Origin of the sequence: Streptococcus vestibularis, from assembly GCF_900636445.1 — a bacterium.
GTDB classification, from domain to species: Bacteria; Bacillota; Bacilli; order Lactobacillales; family Streptococcaceae; genus Streptococcus; species Streptococcus vestibularis.
The window spans coordinates 1,929,839-1,950,305 of record NZ_LR134275.1 but is presented as its reverse complement, the minus strand read 5'-3'; the positions used below and the strand labels follow the sequence as shown (position 1 = coordinate 1,950,305).

Here is a 20,467-nt window from a genome sequence, read left to right as displayed (position 1 = left end):
TCTATCAATTCTCCTTCTTTATTCTTGTCCTCTGATTCTATCATAAAACAAAAAAGTTTTCCACAGGTCAGAAAGAGAAAAGTTTGTGAGGTTATCCACAGGCATAAAAAATAATTCACACTGGGAATAAAAGTTATCCACAGTCTGTTGATAAAAAAAGAATCCCTCTAAAATAAAGGGAGGGCATCATTTTCACGATGTGGATAAGTCTGATTCACCTTTTTCCACAATTAACAGCCTAGATAAGCTTGTTGATAATTCTGTTAAAATCTTCTTCCGTCGAAAAGTGTATTTGAATCGTTCCCGAGTGAGTTTTGTGATAACGTAGAGTTACGGGAAGACCTAGTGATTTTTCAAGTTCTTTTTCTTTATCTTTTATATGGATATCTTTTTTAGATTTTTGTTTTCTAGGAAGTTCTTGAAGTTTTTTTTCTAGAGTACGAACAGACCATCTTTCAGCCAAAACCTGCTGAAAGATGGTTAACTGCTTTCGAGAATCCTCAACAGCTAAGAGTGCTCTAGCATGTCCCTGACTCAGACTTCCGTTTTCAATACTAGTTTGTATCTCTCGCGGAAGTTGTAGTAGTCTAAGAGTGTTACTAATATATGGTCTAGATTTCCCCATAGCTTTAGCGAGTTCCTCGTGACTGTAAGCTAACTCATCAATTAAATTACGATAGGCCTTTGCTTCTTCGATAGGATTGAGATTTGATCGTTGTAAATTTTCAATAATAGCTTGTTTACGACTCTCTTGATCTGTAACTTTCTTTACAACTGCAGGGATTTCTGTCATCCCTAAACGTTTACAGGCACGTAAACGTCTTTCTCCAGCAATTAGTTCATAACCAATAATGTCAGATTTTCGTACAATAATTGGTTGTATTAAACCATTTTCTGATATTGACTGACTTAGTTCTACTAACTCTTCATCGGAGAATTCTAGACGAGGTTGAAAAGGATTGGGGTAAATTTCACTAATAGGTAAAGTTTTGAGTTGTTCTGACATGGTGTTCCTTTCCCAAAAAAGACCTTTACATTATTGTAAAGGTCTTTTGACAGATTTGTCAATGATTAATCAGATAAGTCTTCTGTAGATTTTGTTAATTTAAGATCTTCAGTTCTCTTATCTTTACCACGATAGAAGGTTACCTTGATAGTATCTCCAATACTATGGCTGTAAAGATTGGTTTGAATATCAGTTTTTGAGCTGATTTCCTTACCATCAATCTCAGTGATAACATCATTTTCTTGAAGTTTACCGTCAGCTGGCATACCTTTCTGAACACTACCGACAACAACTCCAGATTTCACCTTATCTGGTAAATCTAATTTAGAAGTTGTACTGCTAGAAAGGCTATTAAGATCGGCCATTGAGATTCCTAGGGCTGGTCGTGTAACTTTACCGTCTTTTTCCAATTGATTGATGATTTCGACAACATCGTTTGATGGAATGGCAAATCCCATACCTTCAACGGCGCTACCAGCGACTGCTGACGTTGATGAAATTTTACTTGAGTTAATACCGATAACTTGTCCTTCGATATTGACTAAGGCACCACCTGAGTTACCAGGGTTAATAGCAGCATCTGTTTGGATAGCATTTGTTGAAACAGTTTCACCATTGTCGTTTTGCATAGTTACAGTACGGCTAAGGCTAGAAACGATTCCCTCTGTTACTGAGTTGGCATATTCAGTACCAAGTGGGCTACCGATAGCAATTGCCTTCTCACCTACTGTTAGAGAGTTTGAGTCTGCAAATTCCGCTACGGTTTTAATTTTATCTGAAGAAACTTTGACAACTGCTAGGTCAGAGTAAGTATCTTTACCAACGAGTTCACCAGTAATTTTTGATCCATCTGAAAGCATGATTTCGAGTTTTTTAGCGCCATCGACAACGTGGTTGTTGGTTACGATATAAGCTTCTTTACCATCTTTTTTATAGATGACCCCAGAACCTTCACCAGCGACTTGCAACCCATCAGAATCTTTTGATTTGTCTTGGCTAGAGTCAGAATTATCATCTCCACCAAAGATACGGCCATAAAGGTCATTTAGAGAATCTGAAGATGAACCTTCTTGATAATTGATGACAGAAACAACAGCATTTTGTACTTTCTTAACAGCCTTAGTTGTATCTGTTGTATTGCTGTAGACGGTCTTAGCCGTTTTGATTCCTGTATCTGTTGTATTGGTAAAAGATACCCCAGCTGCTGTTAGTAGGATAAAGGCACCAAGTAAACCACCAAGTAAGCCAATAACTAGCATTGCAATTGGCGTTACTATTTTTTTCCAGTTAAATTTTTTCACGTTTATTCCTCCTTTTTGATAAACATATCAAAGTAAGCTTAATTATATCATAAAGTGATTTTTTTGAAAGTTATCCACAATCTGTGGAAAAGTAGATGATAGGCTATTCTAGATGGAATAAATAGGGGATATGAAATATGAAAAGGTGTGGATAAGGTGTTAAAAGATTGTGGATATGTGCTATAATGAAGCTATGAAAGTTAAATTGATTACCGTTGGAAAATTGAAAGAAAAATATTTGAAAGATGGCATTTCAGAGTATATCAAACGGCTAGGACGCTTCACAAAATTTGAGTCTATAGAGTTGATTGATGAGAAGACGCCTGATAATGCAAGCGAAGCTGAAAATAAAGCTATCCTAGACAAAGAAGGACAGCGTATTTTGGCTAAGGTTGGTGACCGTGATTACGTCATTGCCTTAGCAATTGAGGGAAAGCAATTTCCCTCAGAAAAGTTTGCCAAAGAGTTAGAGCAAGCGACCCTTAGAGGCTATTCAGATATTACTTTTATTATAGGGGGGAGTCTGGGGCTATCCCCTAAAGTGAAAAAGAGGGCTAATCAATTGATGAGTTTTGGTCTCTTGACTTTTCCTCATCAGCTTATGCGCCTTGTATTAGTGGAACAAATTTATCGCGCATTCATGATTCAGCAAGGAAGTCCTTATCATAAGTAGAAAAAGGAAATCAACATGTTCAAAATGAAAAAACGCTCCTATCGTGTTTTTGAAGGTTTACGAGTAGCAACTCTAGTTAGTTATATAGGAGGCTTTATTGATGCCTACACATACAATACTCAAGACGGACGATTTGCAAGTATCCAGACAGGGAATCTCCTCTATTTAGTCATTCACCTTGTTGAAGGGCATATTGCAAGAGCTTTTAGTTATGTAATACCTATTTTTTTCTTTGTTTTAGGTCAGTTTTTTGTTTTTTTTGTTAAGAAGTGGCTTATTAACCATAAATGGGGATGGCATTTGCAAGCGATTAGACTTGCCTTTCTCTTGATGACTATTCTCGCCATTATTACACCTTACGTTGATTCTACTATTACGATTGCAGGCTTGGCCTTCTTTGCCTCTCTTCAGGTAGGGATTTTTAAGCGGGTCAGAGGAGTAAATTATGCCTCCTTCATGATGACTGGTAATATCACTAATACTTCCCTAACAGTTGCAAGAGCTATTGGTGAGAGTGATCCTAAAGTACTAAAACAAGCTTCTTACACTACTATTATCATCTTTACCTTTATGGTGGGAGTCGCAGCATCAACTTGGTTTGCCCAATATTTATATGAATACAGTCTATATACAACTTTGCTCCCCTTGTTTATTTTAAATTATTTTCTATTTATCGAAGCAAAAGAAAAACGCAACTAGAAATTCTAGATTGCGTTTTTTCATCTGATCCCAGCAGGATTCGAACCTGCGACCGTTCGCTTAGAAGGCGAATGCTCTATCCAGCTGAGCTATGGGACCAATAACTTTAGTTTACAAAATATATAGCAACATGTCAATACTTTGTAAAAGCTAGATAAAAACTAACGTAAAATTCGAATAAATTCAGCAAAAATTAATTTTTTTTTTGAAAAAAAGTATAGACAAAATCGAATACTCTGATATAATAATAAGAGTGTCAGCGAGATAAAAATCTCAAAACTTGGTCCGTTGGTCAAGGGGTTAAGACACCGCCTTTTCACGGCGGTAACACGGGTTCGAATCCCGTACGGACTATTTTGCTACTTAGCAGTTTTATCCGCCATAGCTCAGTTGGTAGTAGCGCATGACTGTTAATCATGATGTCGTAGGTTCGAGTCCTACTGGCGGAGTGATAAGACACCTCGAGTTGTATAGCTTGAGTTTTTTTGGCTCTTTGTCAACTGTAGTGGGTGACGAAAAGCTAACATCTAGAGAGGACCTGATAGGTCTTCTCTTTTTTATGTTCAGAGTGATGAAGACACGTTTCTTAAAGTTGATGAAGTTTCTAAAACCGAAGCCCAACCGTTTGATGTCTTTAATCAACTTGTTGGTAGCTTCCAGTTTTGCGTTTGAATAGTCTGTTTCTAGTGCATTTTGGATGTATTGTTTGTGTCTAAGAAAAGTTCTAAAGACCGTTTGAAAATAGTGATTGACTTTGCTTCTATTTTCCTCTATCAGCTCAAAGAACTCATCTACTCTCTTCTCCTGAAAGTGAAAAAGCAAAAGCTGATAAAGTGTATAGTAGTCAGTAAGCTCTTTTGAAAAGCCTAGTGTCTTCTCAACGACTTCATGTGGTGCTAAAGTTTGGCGGAAAGTCTTTGAATAAAAAGAGTTGAAAGAGAGTTTACGGCTGTCCTTTTGGAAGAGTCTCCAGTGATTTTTCAAGGTTCGATAGGGTAGTGACTTCTTATCAAATTGGTTCATAATGGCAATTCTTGTCTTTAAAAAGGCTCGACCAAGGTGCTGGATGATGTGGAAACGATCAATAATGATTTCGGCATTTGGGAAAAGCCTTCGAGCTAGTGGGGCATATAGGCTCCTGACATATCCATCGTGATAAACCGTACCTTTTGGCGTGCTTTCAAAGGATACTTCAAAAAGTAGTTTCGTATAGTGGTTTGACGGCGATTATCAAGGATAGTTATGAGTTTGTTTGTCTCATAGTTCTGAGCAACAAAAGATAATTCCCCTTTCTTGAAACCAAACTCATCCCAGGACATACCCCTTGGGAGTTTATCAAAATGTTCCTTGAAAGAAAACTGATCAAGCTTACGATAGACAGTGGATGTTGATACACGAAGTCTTCTGGCAATATCCGTTAGTGACATCTTCTCAGTTAGGAGTTGTGAGACCTTTTGACGGACTAGATTTGAGATTTGGCAGTTTTTCTCAACGATTGATGTCTTAGCCACCGTGATTCTCCTACAACTTTTACACTGAAACCGACGTTTCTTCAGACGTAGCAGTGTCGGCGTTCCCGCTTGTTCGAGAAGAGGAATTTTAGAAGGTCTTTGAAAGTCATATTTGATTATCTTTCCTTGGCAGTGAGGACATGATGGTGCAGGGTAATCAAGTTTTGCTTGAATCTCGATATGAGTGTCAGTTTCAAAAACAAGTGAAATAATGATATTTTGGTCTTTAATTCAGATTAGTTCTGTGGTATTCTTAATAAGTCTCATAAGTTCTTCCTAATGATGGTTTGGTTGCTTTTCATTATAGTTCTTATGGGACTTTTTGTGTACACTTAAAAAGCTCTATAATCTCTACAGTGGTTTTACCCACTACAGAAATTATAGAGCCGTTTTTTTTGTACCCAAAGATAAATAGGTCTGGAACAATTGTCCCAGACCTATTTAATTTAAGATAATCAGCTGTTTCGAATAATAGTTATTTTTCTGATGAAATAAGCGTAGCAACAAAATATGATACTTGCCAATAGACTAATCAATAAACCTGTCTTAAGACCATAGGGAATGAAGGTTAGAACAACTTTACCTTTCCCACTAGGGACATCAACTTTCATGAACCCCTTTTGGGCGCGTTGAATCTTAACTTTTTTATGATTTATGGTCGCTGTCCACCCCTTATCGTATGGAATGGTAAAGAATAGTGAGGCATTCGTTTTACTACTATAATCAACGAACACTTTATTATTTGACGTCGTAACCTTACTATCACGGTCATTAATAGTATCCATAGCTATCTGATAGTTTTTAGTATCAAGGGCATAAAAACTAGGATTATCAAAGGATATTGCTTTATTGCCAGGAAAACTAAGTTTGATGGTAACCATTGCTTCTGTTTCAAAGTAACCAAGATCGAAGAAATCAAAGGTATTGTCAGTAACTTGATTTCTTGTCACACCATTTACAGTAATTGACAGAGAGTGGTTATTGTCATCGGACCAAGAAATATTAGGAACACTAACATAGAGTTGACTATGTGGTGGAGCGATGACTCGATAGGTTATTGTAACAAAATCTTTATTCGAGTTGCTAACGTTTTTAGCCACGCGCTGATTCAAAGACTTAGCATCTTGATCAAAGAGTTGAGATGGAACTCGTTTAAAATAGTTTAAGTTGAGTCCAGATAGGGCATTTAGCAAGCTAGTTTGATTGTCAAGCGTATTGACAGTGAGGTCAATATTGTTGTAAATGCCATCAGTTAAGATAGCAAGCTGGCTTGCATTATTATTTTGATAAAGCCCCATTGTTTTCTCAGAAGTTACGTGATTAAAACCATACTTATTAATGTCAAAGTTCGATAAATTATATTTTATTCCGAAGAGACTATCAGAGATAATGGTGTTATTTTGGTAACGTAGGTTTAAATTAGTCCCTTCAGATTTGAAGCCTAACCTATCGAGTGTTGAGCTTGAAGCAGTATTTCGAATGGATGAAAATTGAGAAATACCATAATAATTGAATTTCATACTGTCGTTACCAGTTTGAGCTTCTAACCTTTCAGTACGGTAAAAAGTCTTATTCGCTTGCTTAGTATCTGAAACTAGTTTTGTAATGGAAGACATATTTCGTAGGTAGCCTTCACGAGTTGGGAATACCCACTCATTTCCCAGAGCTCCAACAACATAGTAAGTACTTAATGCAAGCTCAAAAATGCAGAATAAGAAGGTGAAACAGCGAAAAACACTACCAGGAATTTGCTGTCTAAAATAGCTAATAAATAGAATGGCATAGGCTAGAAGAAATGCTAGGCTTAATAGCCAGGAGACTGATTCAATAAAGCTATAGTGAGATTGGAAAATCCAAGTTAGTAAGTAAGAGGTACTCAATACTAAGAAAGATAGGAGGAGTCTTTTAAAAGAAAAGTTTTTTATTCGGTTGAGTGTTTCTCCTGCCAAAAGAACAATTAGGAGAGATAGTAGCCAAGAATAGCGATGGAGAAACATATTGGGGGCATGCATTCCTTGCCAAAACAAATCAAGAGGCTGTAAGTAGAAGCTAGCGATAAAGAAAGCTACTAATAGGAGATAACCTAGACGTAATGATATCTTGACTTCCCTACTAATAAAGAAAAGTAGAAAAAGAATCAAAGGTAAGATTCCCACATAGATCATAGGGATTGATCCAAATTTAGTAGTATCGTAAACTCCAACGAGATTTTTCGCAAAGAAGTCAAAATAATAGGTGGACTCTGTCAACAAACTTGACGCACCTGTAAATTTTTCACCATGTGTGGTCAAGTCAAGTAGCGTTGGTAGTAGCATGACAGCACTACTTAAACCAGCAAGTATAGAAATAATTCCAAAGTCTATGAAATGAAGAATCTTACTCTTCCATCCCTTGATAGTTATCAATTGTACTATGGTGTAAAGGGTTAGGAAAATAGCCATCATATATCCAAAATAGTAGTTTTGGATAAAAAGGCAGGTTAGACTAAAAAAGTATAAGCCCCGTCTATTGAATCTTAGTAAGAGGTGTAAACCTAATATGATTAGAGGGGCTAGAATAAAGGCATCTAGCCAGGTATTAATTTCTAACTGACTAGTAGCAAAACTCATCAAAGAAAATCCTGTAGAAAGACATAGGATGAAACTTCTTGACACTTTTGTAAAGAGACGCTTAAAGCTAAAAGCTCCTGATAGCCCAATAAGACCGAACTTAAGCAGTGTTATATAATAAAAAGCATCGGCCATTTGGTTGACCGTAAAGAAATAGTAAAGTGGAGACAAGAAGGAACCTAAGTAATAGCTTGTTAGAGCATAGAAATTAAGACCTAGCCCACTTGTAAAGGTGTAAAAGAGGCTTCCATCTCCATGAAGTATATTCCTAAGTCCAGTTGCAAAAATCACATACTGATGAAAACCATCACTTGTTAAAATAGTCCGCTCACTACCAGGATAGATTTTTTGGCAATACAGCACCCCTATCATGATTAGTACTGGCAAGAAAAAAGCAGCCAGATAAAATAATAAAGTCGTATGGTATTTTTTATTTGTCATAATGATACTAAGACAGGTTGGGATATCCCAACCTGCATCTTTTTATAGTTTAATCAGCCCATAGTGCTTTGACTTTAGCTTGCACTTCTTCATTTTCAAGGAACTCATCATAAGTTTCATCAATACGGTCAATTACCCCATTTTTAGAAACAACTACGATGTGGTTCGCTATTGTTTGAATAAATTCATGGTCATGACTGGCAAAGATAACAGACTCTTTGAAGTCACGGACGCCATCATTCAGACTTGAGATTGATTCCAAATCCAAGTGATTAGTAGGATCATCTAGAAGAAGGACGTTAGATTTCAAAAGCATGAGTTTAGAAAGCATGACACGTACCTTTTCTCCCCCTGAGAGAACACTGACAGATTTATTAACCTCATCTCCTGAGAAGAGCATACGCCCAAGGAATCCACGTAAGAAGGTATCATCATCTTCACCTTTTTCGGCAAATTGACGGAGCCATTCGAGAATTGATTCACCAGATGCAAAGTCTTTAGAATTGTCTTTTGGAAGGTAAGAGCGGCTAGTAGTAACACCCCATTTGATTGTACCTTCGTAGTCAATATCATCGGCAAGGGCACGAATCAATGCAGTTGTTTGAATATCGTTTTGACCGATGATGGCAGTCTTATCTCCTGGTCGCAAGATGAAACTAATGTTGTCAAGAATAGTCTCACCATCCATCTTAACAGTGAGATTTTCAACTGTTAGAAGGTCATTACCGATTTCACGCTCTGCTTTGAAATTGATAAATGGGTATTTACGACTTGATGGGACGATTTCTTCTAGCTCAATTTTATCAAGCATCTTTTTACGAGAAGTCGCTTGTTTAGATTTTGAAGCGTTGGCAGAGAAACGTGCAACGAATTCTTGAAGTTCCTTAATTTTTTCTTCTGCTTTGGCATTACGGTCAGCCTGCAAGCGTGCAGCCAATTCTGAAGATTGTTTCCAGAAGTCATAGTTACCGACATAGAGTTTGATTTTACCAAAGTCAAGGTCGGCCATATGCGTACACACTTTATTCAAGAAGTGACGGTCATGGGATACGACAATGACCGTATTTTCAAAATCAATCAAGAAATCTTCAAGCCAAGATATTGACTGGATATCAAGACCATTGGTAGGTTCGTCAAGAAGAAGTACATCTGGTTTACCAAATAGTGCTTTTGCAAGGAGCACCTTCACCTTGTCACCATTAGCCAATTCACTCATGTTTTGATAGTGAAGGTCTTCTGAGATATTTAGGTTCTGAAGCAATTGTGAGGCTTCGCTTTCAGCTTCCCAACCACCCAATTCAGCAAAGAGTCCTTCTAATTCAGCAGCACGGACACCATCTTCATCTGAAAAATCTTCTTTCATGTAGATAGCATCTTTTTCTTTCATGATATCGTAGAGGCGTTCATTACCCATAATAACAACATCGATAACGCGTTCTTCTTCATAGTCAAAGTGGTTCTGACGAAGGACAGAAAGACGTTCATCAGGACCAAGCGAGATATGTCCTGTTGTTGGTTCAATATCACCAGCTAAAATTTTCAAAAAAGTGGATTTACCAGCACCATTAGCACCGATAAGACCGTAAGTATTACCTGGCGTGAAGGCAATGTTAACATCATCAAAAAGTTTACGATCGCTAAAACGAAGCGATACATCTGATACAGTAAGCATATAATATCCTTTATTTTTATTCTTAACTACTATTTTACGAGAAATTAGACTTTATTTCAATTGATTTTACAAGGGATTAATAAAGTCATTTGGAACTCTTTGGTAATCTTTTTGGAGGCTAAATCCACGTCCCATAACTGTAGAAGCAGGAACAATGACGATAAAGGCAGTTTCATCTATTTTTTGGATTTCTCCTTGAACTTTTGGAACCTCACGAGTTGACAAGGTAGTCATAATCATGTTCTGTGCATGTCCGGTATGTCCACCAAGAATTGGGATTTTTGTTGCTCCTCGATCAGCGACTCTAGTGATGTAGTTTAGGATTTGTTCACTATTTTGCGAAATGATTAGAAGATTTCGTGATGAATTGAGTCCGACCATCATTTTATCAATTGTAAGAGAAACAACTCCAAGTGAGAGAATGGAATACATAACAGTATCAGGAGGAAAGGCAATGGTACTGATTGCGACAATGATTCCATCGACAATAAGTAGTACCATTCCTAGCGGGAGTGGTGTATACTTGTTGAGAATTTGCGTGATAATTCCAGTTCCTCCAGTTGAGGAATTTCCATAAAAGACTATTCCTAGTCCTAACCCTAATACAATCCCACCAAAAATAGCAGCCAACAAAGGTTGTTTGGTGAGTGTAGGTAAGCCCTCAGTTAATTTGATAAAAGTTGGGAAGACAAGAGACCCATAGAAGGTTTTTAGGAGAACTTCGCGGCCAAGAAAGCACCAACATAAAATTAACAAAGGGATGGTTGTTGCTAAGACGAAGTTAGCATTATTCCAACCAAAAAGGGCATTTAAACTAATGGCTAGCCCTCCGACACCACCTGAAGCAATATTATTCTTAACTAAAAGTGAGTTATAGCCAACCGCAGCAATAAAAGAACCGAGTGTAACTAAAAATATGTCTATTATTCGACGTTTCATATATTATCTCCTAGAAATGATATTCTTATTATCAAGTCTTTTTAAGTTTCCGTCAAGTAATGACTATTTTGGTTGTATCTGAGGTTGTGTTTCACGTGAAACTATAGACATAATCTTGACAAAAATAGATAAAACAATGTAGAATAATAGTCATCAGAAGAGTAATTCTTCCTTTCTTTTTTAGAGAGCTGGTGGTAGGTGTAAACCAGTATGAAGGTGGAATGAATGGGCTGAGGAAAATTGACGAGTAACGTGAACACATAAACGTTAGGTTTGGCACCCCTTACCGTGCAACTTCTTTGTTGAGAAGTTTTGAGATGATAGCTTTACAAAGAGTTATCAACTGAGGTGGTACCGCGTATCAAAAGTGATTAACGCCCTCACGCATATTTTTGCGTGGGGATTTTTTGTATTAGAGAGGTAATTACATGGCGAAACCTATTATTTTGACGGGAGACCGTCCAACAGGGAAACTTCATCTAGGACACTATGTTGGTAGTTTAAAAAATCGTGTCCTTTTACAAAACGAAGATAAATATAACATGTTTGTCTTCTTGGCTGATCAGCAAGCTCTTACGGATCACGCAAAAGAGTCAGAAATCATCAAAGAATCGATTGGAAATGTTGCTTTAGATTATCTTTCTGTAGGATTGGATCCAGCGAAGTCAACCATTTTCATTCAAAGTCAGATTCCTGAGTTGGCTGAGTTGACTATGTATTACATGAACCTAGTTTCATTGGCACGTTTAGAGCGTAACCCAACGGTTAAGACGGAAATTGCTCAAAAAGGCTTTGGAGAATCGATTCCAACAGGCTTTCTAGTTTATCCAATTTCTCAGGCAGCTGATATCACAGCCTTTAAAGCAAATTATGTTCCTGTCGGTAATGACCAAAAGCCAATGATTGAGCAGACACGTGAAATTGCACGTAGCTTCAATCATACTTATAATTGTGATATTTTGGTTGAGCCAGAGGGAATCTACCCTGAAAATGAAGCTGCAGGACGCCTCCCAGGTCTAGATGGTAATGCTAAGATGTCTAAATCCTTAGGGAATGGAATCTTCCTTTCAGATGATGAGGATACTGTTCGTAAAAAAGTAATGAGCATGTATACTGATCCAAATCATATTCGTGTGGAAGATCCAGGCCAAATCGAAGGTAATATGGTTTTCCATTATCTTGATATCTTTGGTCGCGAAGAGGATGCTGTTACAATTGCTGAAATGAAGGAACATTATCAGCGCGGTGGTTTGGGAGATGTGAAAACAAAACGTTATCTTCTAGAAATTTTAGAACGTGAGTTGACTCCAATTCGTGAACGTCGTTTAGAGTATGCCAAGGATATGGGGGAAGTTTTCCGTATGCTTGAAAACGGAAGTCAAGCTGCGCGCGAGGTTGCTGGACAAACATTAGCAGAAGTAAAAGAAGCGATGGGAATTAAATATTTCTAAGAAATAAAAATAGGGACTCCAGATTATCTGGACCCCTATTTTTATTATGTGACTTTAAGTCCGTTTCGCTCCGAAGGTGCGAAACAGATAAACCACCCGCTATGCGGGTGCGCATCGAAGGTTATACCGTCATAACAAAAAAACTCCAAACGAGTTACATTATAGGTGTTCAAGCCAATTGTAAAGCGGAAGGAGTTAAGACTATGGCGCAAAAAGCTCACAGTTTATCACATACAAAATGGATGTGTAAGTCCCACATTGTATTTACACCTAAGTATAGACGAAAAATAATCTATAATCAATATAGGAGTAGTCTGGGAGAGATTTTTCATAGACTATGCCAATATAAAGGCGTTGAAATAATAGAAGGCCACTTAATGCCAGATCATGTCCATATGTTAGTAAGTATTCCACCACGAATGAGTGTAGCTAGTTTTATGGGATATTTAAAAGGTAAAAGTGCATTAATGATGTTTGATAAACACGCCAATTTAAAATATAAATTTGGGAACAGACATTTTGGGGCAGAAGGTTATTATGTAAGTACGGTAGGACTTAATGAAGCCACAATTAAGAAATATATTCAGGAACAAGAGAAGCATGATATCGCTTTAGATAAATTAAGCGTGAAAGAATATGAAAATCCCTTTAGGGATAACGGTAAGTAATGCGAATGCCTCTTTGAGAGGCTTGTGACGAGTCAAAAGCAATAAGGCTTGAACAAAGTGAAAGCCAGCGTCTTTAGGCGCTGGCTGGTATTATGGGCTTATAGCCCTTGGTCAAACCACCCGTTAGACGGGTGGTTATGATTTGGAAAAAGGTTTTCTTATAATCTGGTGCGAAATCTGTTGACAAATCTGTTTAGCATGATATGATATTATCAATTAAAAAATAGACTGGGGTTTTTGTACCTCAAAACTTTGAGAAAAGAGGACGATTATAATGTCAAATTGGGACACTAAATTCTTGAAAAAAGGTTACACTTTTGATGACGTATTGCTTATTCCTGCGGAAAGTCATGTTCTACCAAACAACGTCAACTTGAAGACGAAATTAGCTAAAAATTTGACATTAAATATTCCAATTATCACTGCAGCCATGGATACAGTGACAGATAGTAAGATGGCTATCTCAATTGCTCGTGCAGGTGGCTTGGGTGTTATTCACAAAAACATGTCTATTGCGGAACAAGCTGAAGAAGTTCGCAAAGTAAAACGCTCTGAAAATGGTGTCATCATTGATCCATTCTTCTTAACACCAGAACATAAAGTTGCTGAAGCTGAAGAGTTGATGCAACGTTACCGTATTTCAGGAGTTCCAATTGTTGAGACACTTGAAAATCGTAAATTGGTTGGTATTATCACAAACCGTGATATGCGTTTTATTTCTAATTACGATACAAAAATTTCAGAACATATGACTTCTGAGAAATTAGTCACTGCTCCAGTTGGAACAGATCTTGAGACAGCTGAAAGTATTCTTCATGAGCACCGCATTGAAAAGTTGCCTTTAGTTGATGAAGAAGGTCGTTTGTCAGGACTCATTACTATTAAGGATATCGAAAAAGTTATTGAGTTTCCTAATGCAGCTAAGGATGAATTTGGTCGTCTTTTGGTAGCGGGTGCTGTTGGGGTTACTTCTGATACTTTTGAACGTGCAGAAGCTCTCTTTGAAGCAGGGGCAGATGCTATTGTTATTGATACTGCACATGGTCATTCAGCAGGAGTTCTTCGTAAAATTGCTGAAATTCGTGCCCACTTCCCAGACCGTACTTTGATTGCAGGAAATATTGCAACAGCTGAAGGTGCGCGTGCACTTTATGAAGCAGGTGTCGATGTCGTTAAAGTAGGTATCGGACCAGGTTCTATTTGTACAACACGTGTAGTTGCTGGTGTAGGTGTTCCTCAAGTCACTGCTATTTACGATGCTGCAAGCGTTGCGCGTGAATACGGAAAAACAATCATTGCTGATGGCGGTATCAAATACTCAGGTGATATTGTAAAAGCTCTCGCAGCAGGTGGTAATGCTGTAATGCTTGGTTCTATGTTTGCTGGTACTGATGAAGCACCAGGTGAAACTGAGATCTTCCAAGGACGTAAATACAAATCTTACCGTGGTATGGGATCAATTGCAGCGATGAAGAAGGGATCAAGCGATCGTTACTTCCAAGGTGCAGTTAATGAAGCGAATAAACTTGTTCCAGAAGGAATTGAAGGCCGTGTAGCTTATAAAGGTTCTGCTGCTGATATCGTATTCCAATTGATTGGTGGTATACGTGCAGGTATGGGTTATACAGGAGCAGAAGATATCCAAGCTTTACATGACAAAGCTCAGTTTGTTGAAATGTCAGGTGCAGGACTTATTGAAAGTCACCCTCACGATGTTCAAATTACCAACGAGGCACCTAACTACTCAGCTCATTAATAAACATAAAAGTACTTATCTCAGATAAGTACTTTTTGTGTACAGGAACCTTTACAATAAGTTTACAACATATTTACGTGAGTATAGTTTTTGATAAAAGGGTTCAGGCGAAAATAATTTACAACTTGTTGGGTGATGCTTGTCACATGTGTTAATTACCAAAAAATAGAAAAACAAGTCGTTTAATCGACTTGTTTTTCATAAATATTACCGTTCTTAACTAAGAAGGTCTTTAAATCAGGTGGTAGGTTACTCAGATGATCAAGTGAAGTTGTCGTCATGAAGGTTTGAACCTCTTCGCCAATACTTTCTAACAGTTTAAGTTGACGGTGGTTGTCAAGCTCACTCATGACATCATCGAGGAGAAGAATAGGAAATTCACCTGTTACTTTTTTTATCAGAGCAATCTCAGCCATTTTTAAAGAAAGTATGAGACTACGTTGCTGCCCCTGACTACCGAAAGATGCGTTCATGTCATTAATGTAAAATGTTAAATCATCCCTATGCGGACCAACACCAGTGTTCTTTTTGAAGATATCTCTTTTGTGATTTTGCTTTAACGTGGTTAAAAATGATTCGCGAATAACGTTGTTATTTTCCAGTGGGATATTAGATTCGTAGGAAATTTTAAGGCGCTCTATCTGATTTGAGAGGTTACTATGATGTCTATCGGCCTCCTCCTCTAATTGCTTGATAAATTCTAGTCTATGTTCGATAACTCGTGTTCCAAAATCGGAAAGCTGTTCATCTAACACTGAGAGGAAATTAATGTCTACATTGTCAGTAGATTTGAGATAGGCATTACGTTGTTTGAGTACATGATTATAACTTGATAGGTCTGAGAGATAAACAGGCTTAATCTGTCCTAAATCAATATCTATAAATTTACGCCTTAGGCTTGGAGATCCTTTTACAAGTTGTAAATTCTCAGGAGCAAAGAGAATCACTGTCATGTGACCGATATAATCGGATAATTTAGCTTGTTTGAGGTGGTTAACCTTTGTTATGCGTCCTTTATTAGATAAACTGATTTCCAGAGGTAGCTTACCACTATGACGATGCACGATGCCGTTCAGTTTTAGAGTATTTTGCTGAAATTGAATTAGTTCTTTATCTGAGCGGGTCCGATGACTACGTGTCAATGCTAGAAAATAGATAGCCTCAAGAATATTTGTTTTTCCTTGAGCATTGCGACCAAGAAAAATATTGAGATGAGGTGAGAAGCTCACAGAGGCTTCAGTATAATTTCTAAAGTGTTGAATATCAATTTTTTCGAGCCACATAGTTAGGTTCCTGGGAAACGAACGGGGTTTCGTTTAGTTTTATTGCTTTCTTTTGACGGATGTGCTTTTTGTTTCTTTTTATTATCCTGATTCATTTTTTTAACAATGGCAGCAACACGTGCTTTTTCAGCGACTGCTTTTTGATGTTTTTCAATTTCATTTGTAGTAGGAGCTACAATCGTTATTTCAAGTTCCTCAGACGGAATGGTAATAACATCTCCATAACGAAGTTTTTTTCCACGACGTTTTTCATCCTCACCATTGAATAAAACGGTATTCTTAGCCAAGAAACCTTTAATAGCTCCGCCACTATGAATGATACTTAATTCTTTTAAAAGTGCTTGTAGTGTGATGTATTCATCAAATAATTTATATTCCATAGTACCTCAACTTTCTCTTGAGATAAGATAGCATAAAAATGGTATAATTGGAAGCATAAACTTTTTAGAGGTTATCAATGAAAATTGCTGATGGTGTCTATGTACACTTCATTCCAACACAAAAATATAAAACTAATCGTATTGTTTTTCGAATGACAGGTTCTTTGAATAAACAAACAATTGCTAAACGAGCCCTAGTTTCACAAATGTTGGCTACAGCCAATCAGACGTATCCAACAGTACAGTCTTTTAAAGAGAGACTAGCTTCTCTTTATGGAACACAGTTGTCAACTAGAGTGTCAACTAAAGGATTGACACATAGTGTTGACATCGAGTTGACATATCTGAAAGATGCCTTTATCCCTACGAATGATGGATTATTTTGGGAAGTGCTAGGTTTTTTGAAAGAGTGTCTTTACAAGCCACTGTCAAGGGTAGCTCAATACCAAAATAAAGTATTTGATATAGAAAAACAAAATTTAATGACCTACCTGGATGTTGACACAGAAAATAATTACTATTACAGTGAAGTTAAAGGAAGAGAGCTTTATTTTGTAAACGAGGGCTTGAAAGTTCCAAAATATGGTCAAGCAGAACTTGTTGAAGCAGAGACCTCGTTTACAGCTTATCAAGAATTTCAAAGTATGTTGACAAGAGATCGTATTGATATCTTTATGGTTGGAGAATTTGATGATTATCAAGTACTCCAAGCTTTACATCGTTTTCCTTTGGAAGGACGTCAAGTTGATTTACAGTTTAGCTATAGTCAACCTTATGTCAATGTTGTGAAAGAAAAGATAGAACCTAGACAGAGTAGTCAATCTATTTTACATCTAGGGTACCAATTTCCGTGTCAATATGGAGATAAACATTACTTTGCTTTAATTGTATTAAATGCCATGTTCGGTGAATTTGCCCATTCAGTCTTGTTTACAACACTTCGAGAAAAGGAAGGATTGGCTTATTCAATTAGTAGTCAATTTGATATCTTTACAGGTTTACTGGAAGTTTACGCTGGAATTGAAAAATCTAATAGAAATCAGGCTATGCGAGGAATTAGTAGAGAATTGAATTACATTAAATTAGGACGTTTTTCAAGTTCTCTACTGAATCAAACCAAAAAAATCATACGAATGAATGCCCTACTCTCTGAAGATCATTCCTTAACATTAGTGGAACAACGTTTTAATAAGGTGATTTTTGGTGATAAAAGTCTTTCATTGGAGAATTGGCTAGATGAGATTGAGAAGGTTACTAAAAAAGATGTTTGCCGTGTAGCACGTCAAGTTAAGCTACAGAGTTTGTTCTTTTTAGAAGGAGTGTCTTAGAATGCCTGCTTTGAAGAAACGTTATTATCAAAAAATTGATGAAGAAGTTTATTCAGCAATTTTAGATAATGGTATGTCTTTATCAATTATTAAGAAAAAAGGATTTTTAGAAAAAGCCGCCTTTCTGTCAACGAATTTTGGGGCGCTAGATAATCACTTTTATATTGATGGTGAGTTACAATCTTATCCTGCAGGTATTGCTCATTTTCTTGAACACAAGCTATTTGAGGATGAGCAGGGAAGGGATGTGACATTGGATTTTGTCAAGCTTGGAGCTGATGTCAATGCTTTTACAACCTTGGATAAGACAACATATTATTTCTCTACCCTTGATCACTTTGAGGAGTCTTTAGAACTTTTATTAAAGTTTACATCGAAGTTTACAAGTTCCGAAGATGCTGTCAACCATGAAAAAAGAATTATTGAACAAGAAATAAATATGTATCAGGATGATCCTGATTATAGAGTATATTTGGGTTGTTTACAAAGTTTGTATCCTAATACTATATTAGGGCGAGACATTGCTGGAAGTGTTGATAGCATTGAAAAAATTACTGTAAATGACTTGGAAGATAATTTTGACTGCTTTTACAGACCAGCAAACTGTCATCTCGTCTTGGTAGGTGATTTTGATGTTGAAGATATTTACACTTTTGTCAATGAAAAACAAAGCGAGTTTACACTACCTGAGAGAATAGTTGAAAAAGAAAAGAACCCCATTGAGTCAGATGTCCAAAAATTAGATAGTCTTCAAATGGAGATTTTCATCTCAAAGCTAGCCATTGGTTTTAAGAGTGTTCCTTTTACTGATAATCGTATGAGAGAAAACATACTGGTACAGTTATTGTTTAATTTACTGTTTGGCTGGACATCTCCTTATTACCAAAAATGGTATGCTGAAGGAAAAATAGATGAGTCTGTGTCAATTGAATATGAGGTATCTAGTAGATATTCATTTGTCATTATGACTATGGGCACTGCAGAACCTATCCGTATGTCAAGCTTAATTCGTCAAGTGATGACGTCGGCAGATAAAAAAAGACTGTTGACGGATGAGGCATTGGATTTGCAAAAGAAAGCTTTGTATGGTGAATTTTTACGTAGTCTAGACAATATCCAGAATTTAGGAAGCCAATATCTAGCTTATTTTGAGAATGATAAAACATACTTTGATTTTGGTCAGGAACTGATGGGCATTACTTCCAAGGAGTTGAAGGATTTTTTGAATCACTATCTCTCAAATATGGAGATTACCGATTTTGTTGTCTTCCCTAAATAAGTGATTATTTGCTATAATAGAGACACGAAAACAAAGAAGAATATTAGAAAGGGGAAAAATGAAGTTACACTCTCTAGGTGAGCAACTACGTGCAGCGCGTATAAAGAAAGAGTTAAGTTTATATGATGTAGAAAAAATTTCTGGAGTCGAAGCTCAGTTTCTTCTGGCTATGGAAATGGATCAACTTAAAGCTTTGCCAGAGGACATTCAGCAAGAGGCGCTTGAAAAGTATGCCACTTCGGTTGGTTTAGATGGAAAACGTCTGTTTGAGGAGCAGAGACAGAATGAGCAAAAACTAAAAAAAGAGAAGAAACCAGTTGAACGTAAGGAAGATACCTTAGCTGCTAAAGCTCCCATGTCACGCTTTTTAAAGCATAAACGTGAAGAAAAAAGAAAGTCTAACTATCTACCTTTACTAATTCTGAGTGCGGTTTCATTACTTATCATCTGTTCAGTTGGATATATTATTATTAGACACCTCTCTAATCAACCTCAGGTGATTAAACTCAATACGATCTCTACAGTTAATCACTTATCAATTGTAGGTGGAGCTAAGTCGTCTCGAAGCATTTCTGAGGTTACAGTATCGGGGGCCAATGTTACAACGACAACTTAAGGAAATCAATTAATGGTTGATTTCTCCAATGTAAAATCTTCAGTAGTTTTAGAAGTGGAGTTATCAGAAAATAGTAACGATACATGGTTTTCTGTAGACAACTCAGATACTTCAGAGAGTTATTATCTTTCAAAAACGAATGAATCAAAATACTCTCTAGATTTTTCTGATAAAATCAAAACAACTCAAATTATTATCGCTCAATCTTAAAAAGTTAATCTAAAGGTAAATGGGGAGTCACTTGATTTATTTCAACTAGATCAAAATACACCTAGCTACCTAACATTAAGAATCCAATAGAATCGAGAAGAAATGTTTAAAAAAGAAAATTTACCTAACTTATTGACACTTGCTAGAATTGTCTTAATTCCCATCTTTTTATTGATGACATCACTTGCGTCGAGCAATGTGATGCATATTGCTGCAGCAGTTGTCTTTGCTATTGCCAGTATTACAGATTATTTAGATGGCTATTTGGCACGAAAATGGCATGTTGTTACTAATTTTGGGAAATTTGCAGATCCTTTAGCGGATAAAATGTTGGTAATGTCAGCTTTTATTATGCTAGTAGGTATTAATCAAGCTCCTGCTTGGGTTGTTTCAGTTATCATCTGTCGGGAGTTGGCAGTTACAGGACTTCGTCTTTTGTTAGTCGAAAACGGTGGTACAGTTCTCGCTGCAGCTATGCCTGGTAAGATTAAGACAGTGACTCAGATGTTATCTATCATTTTATTATTGTGTCACGTACATTTTGTAGGGACAATCATGCTGTATGTAGCTTTATTCTTTACGATTTACTCAGGCTATGATTATTTCAAGGGTGCAGGTTTCTTGTTTAAGGACACATTTAAGTAG

Annotated in this window: 15 protein-coding genes, 3 tRNA genes, 2 pseudogenes and 1 other annotated feature; of the genes and pseudogenes, 11 read left to right on the top strand and 9 right to left on the bottom strand. The window is 36.9% G+C overall.

Going from position 1 to position 20,467, the window contains the following annotated elements:
• Positions 1–238 precede the first annotated feature (238 nt).
• Positions 239–1,006, bottom strand: a complete 768-nt coding sequence (locus EL076_RS09900; RefSeq protein WP_064519422.1) for a ParB/RepB/Spo0J family partition protein — start codon at positions 1,004–1,006, stop codon at positions 239–241.
• A 65-nt stretch (positions 1,007–1,071) separates the two neighbouring features.
• Positions 1,072–2,307: a S1C family serine protease gene (locus EL076_RS09895; RefSeq protein WP_064519421.1), complete on the bottom strand. Its 1,236-nt coding sequence runs from the start codon at positions 2,305–2,307 to the stop codon at positions 1,072–1,074.
• Between the two features lie 193 nt (positions 2,308–2,500).
• Here EL076_RS09895 and rlmH point away from each other — a divergent pair, with 193 nt between their 5' ends.
• Positions 2,501–2,980, top strand: a complete 480-nt coding sequence (gene rlmH, locus EL076_RS09890; protein ID WP_064519445.1) for a 23S rRNA (pseudouridine(1915)-N(3))-methyltransferase RlmH — start codon at positions 2,501–2,503, stop codon at positions 2,978–2,980.
• A gap of 15 nt (positions 2,981–2,995) precedes the next feature.
• Positions 2,996–3,679 (top strand): YoaK family protein, encoded by a 684-nt coding sequence (locus tag EL076_RS09885; protein WP_048787910.1) that lies wholly within the window; start codon positions 2,996–2,998, stop codon positions 3,677–3,679.
• A 25-nt stretch (positions 3,680–3,704) separates the two neighbouring features.
• Here the strand turns inward: EL076_RS09885 and EL076_RS09880 are convergent.
• Positions 3,705–3,778, bottom strand: a tRNA-Arg gene (locus tag EL076_RS09880).
• A 183-nt stretch (positions 3,779–3,961) separates the two neighbouring features.
• On the opposite strand from EL076_RS09880, the gene EL076_RS09875 reads away from it, so the two are divergent.
• Positions 3,962–4,033: transfer RNA gene (locus tag EL076_RS09875), tRNA-Glu, on the top strand.
• A gap of 21 nt (positions 4,034–4,054) precedes the next feature.
• Positions 4,055–4,128 (top strand) — tRNA-Asn (locus EL076_RS09870).
• 78 nt (positions 4,129–4,206) lie between these two features.
• On the opposite strand, the pseudogene EL076_RS09865 reads toward EL076_RS09870, so the two are convergent.
• The 4 genes and pseudogenes from EL076_RS09865 to EL076_RS09850 all read right to left on the bottom strand — a co-directional run bounded on the left by EL076_RS09865 (position 4,207) and on the right by EL076_RS09850 (position 10,851).
• Positions 4,207–5,421, bottom strand: a pseudogene (locus tag EL076_RS09865) (ISL3 family transposase).
• A 224-nt stretch (positions 5,422–5,645) separates the two neighbouring features.
• Positions 5,646–8,240 carry a YfhO family protein gene (locus tag EL076_RS09860; RefSeq protein ID WP_126430131.1) on the bottom strand — a complete coding sequence of 865 codons (2,595 nt, stop codon included), beginning with the start codon at positions 8,238–8,240 and terminating at the stop codon, positions 5,646–5,648.
• Positions 8,241–8,289: 49 nt separating this feature from the next.
• Positions 8,290–9,912 carry an ABC-F family ATP-binding cassette domain-containing protein gene (locus EL076_RS09855; protein WP_003095259.1) on the bottom strand — a complete coding sequence of 541 codons (1,623 nt, stop codon included), beginning with the start codon at positions 9,910–9,912 and terminating at the stop codon, positions 8,290–8,292.
• Positions 9,913–9,978: 66 nt separating this feature from the next.
• Positions 9,979–10,851 (bottom strand): YitT family protein, encoded by an 873-nt coding sequence (locus EL076_RS09850; RefSeq protein WP_126430130.1) that lies wholly within the window; start codon positions 10,849–10,851, stop codon positions 9,979–9,981.
• Positions 10,852–10,994: 143 nt separating this feature from the next.
• Positions 10,995–11,236, top strand: a binding site (T-box leader).
• Between the two features lie 43 nt (positions 11,237–11,279).
• On the opposite strand from EL076_RS09850, the gene trpS reads away from it, so the two are divergent.
• From trpS to guaB, 3 genes are all read left to right on the top strand, one after another.
• Positions 11,280–12,302: a tryptophan--tRNA ligase gene (trpS, locus tag EL076_RS09845; protein WP_126430129.1), complete on the top strand. Its 1,023-nt coding sequence runs from the start codon at positions 11,280–11,282 to the stop codon at positions 12,300–12,302.
• A gap of 203 nt (positions 12,303–12,505) precedes the next feature.
• A complete protein-coding gene (tnpA, locus tag EL076_RS09840; RefSeq protein ID WP_126430165.1) occupies positions 12,506–12,970 on the top strand; it encodes an IS200/IS605 family transposase in 465 nt (154 codons plus the stop codon).
• Positions 12,971–13,244: 274 nt separating this feature from the next.
• Positions 13,245–14,726 (top strand): IMP dehydrogenase, encoded by a 1,482-nt coding sequence (gene guaB / locus EL076_RS09835; RefSeq protein ID WP_003095297.1) that lies wholly within the window; start codon positions 13,245–13,247, stop codon positions 14,724–14,726.
• A 182-nt stretch (positions 14,727–14,908) separates the two neighbouring features.
• Here guaB and recF read toward each other — a convergent pair whose 3' ends face one another.
• Together recF and yaaA are read right to left on the bottom strand one after the other, a co-directional pair.
• Positions 14,909–16,009, bottom strand: a complete 1,101-nt coding sequence (gene recF / locus EL076_RS09830; protein WP_003095277.1) for a DNA replication/repair protein RecF — start codon at positions 16,007–16,009, stop codon at positions 14,909–14,911.
• Positions 16,010–16,011: 2 nt separating this feature from the next.
• Complete coding sequence (gene yaaA, locus EL076_RS09825) at positions 16,012–16,389, bottom strand: S4 domain-containing protein YaaA (RefSeq protein WP_048788073.1); 378 nt, start codon at positions 16,387–16,389, stop codon at positions 16,012–16,014.
• A gap of 77 nt (positions 16,390–16,466) precedes the next feature.
• On the opposite strand from yaaA, the gene yfmF reads away from it, so the two are divergent.
• The 4 genes and pseudogenes from yfmF (at position 16,467) to pgsA (ending at position 20,467) form a co-directional block, all read left to right on the top strand.
• Positions 16,467–17,717 (top strand): EF-P 5-aminopentanol modification-associated protein YfmF, encoded by a 1,251-nt coding sequence (yfmF, locus tag EL076_RS09820; RefSeq protein ID WP_003095235.1) that lies wholly within the window; start codon positions 16,467–16,469, stop codon positions 17,715–17,717.
• Between the two features lies 1 nt (position 17,718).
• Positions 17,719–18,996 carry an EF-P 5-aminopentanol modification-associated protein YfmH gene (gene yfmH, locus EL076_RS09815; protein WP_126430128.1) on the top strand — a complete coding sequence of 426 codons (1,278 nt, stop codon included), beginning with the start codon at positions 17,719–17,721 and terminating at the stop codon, positions 18,994–18,996.
• A gap of 58 nt (positions 18,997–19,054) precedes the next feature.
• A pseudogene (locus EL076_RS09810) lies at positions 19,055–19,912 on the top strand (helix-turn-helix domain-containing protein).
• 12 nt (positions 19,913–19,924) lie between these two features.
• Positions 19,925–20,467, top strand: a complete 543-nt coding sequence (gene pgsA, locus EL076_RS09805; RefSeq protein ID WP_003095242.1) for a CDP-diacylglycerol--glycerol-3-phosphate 3-phosphatidyltransferase — start codon at positions 19,925–19,927, stop codon at positions 20,465–20,467.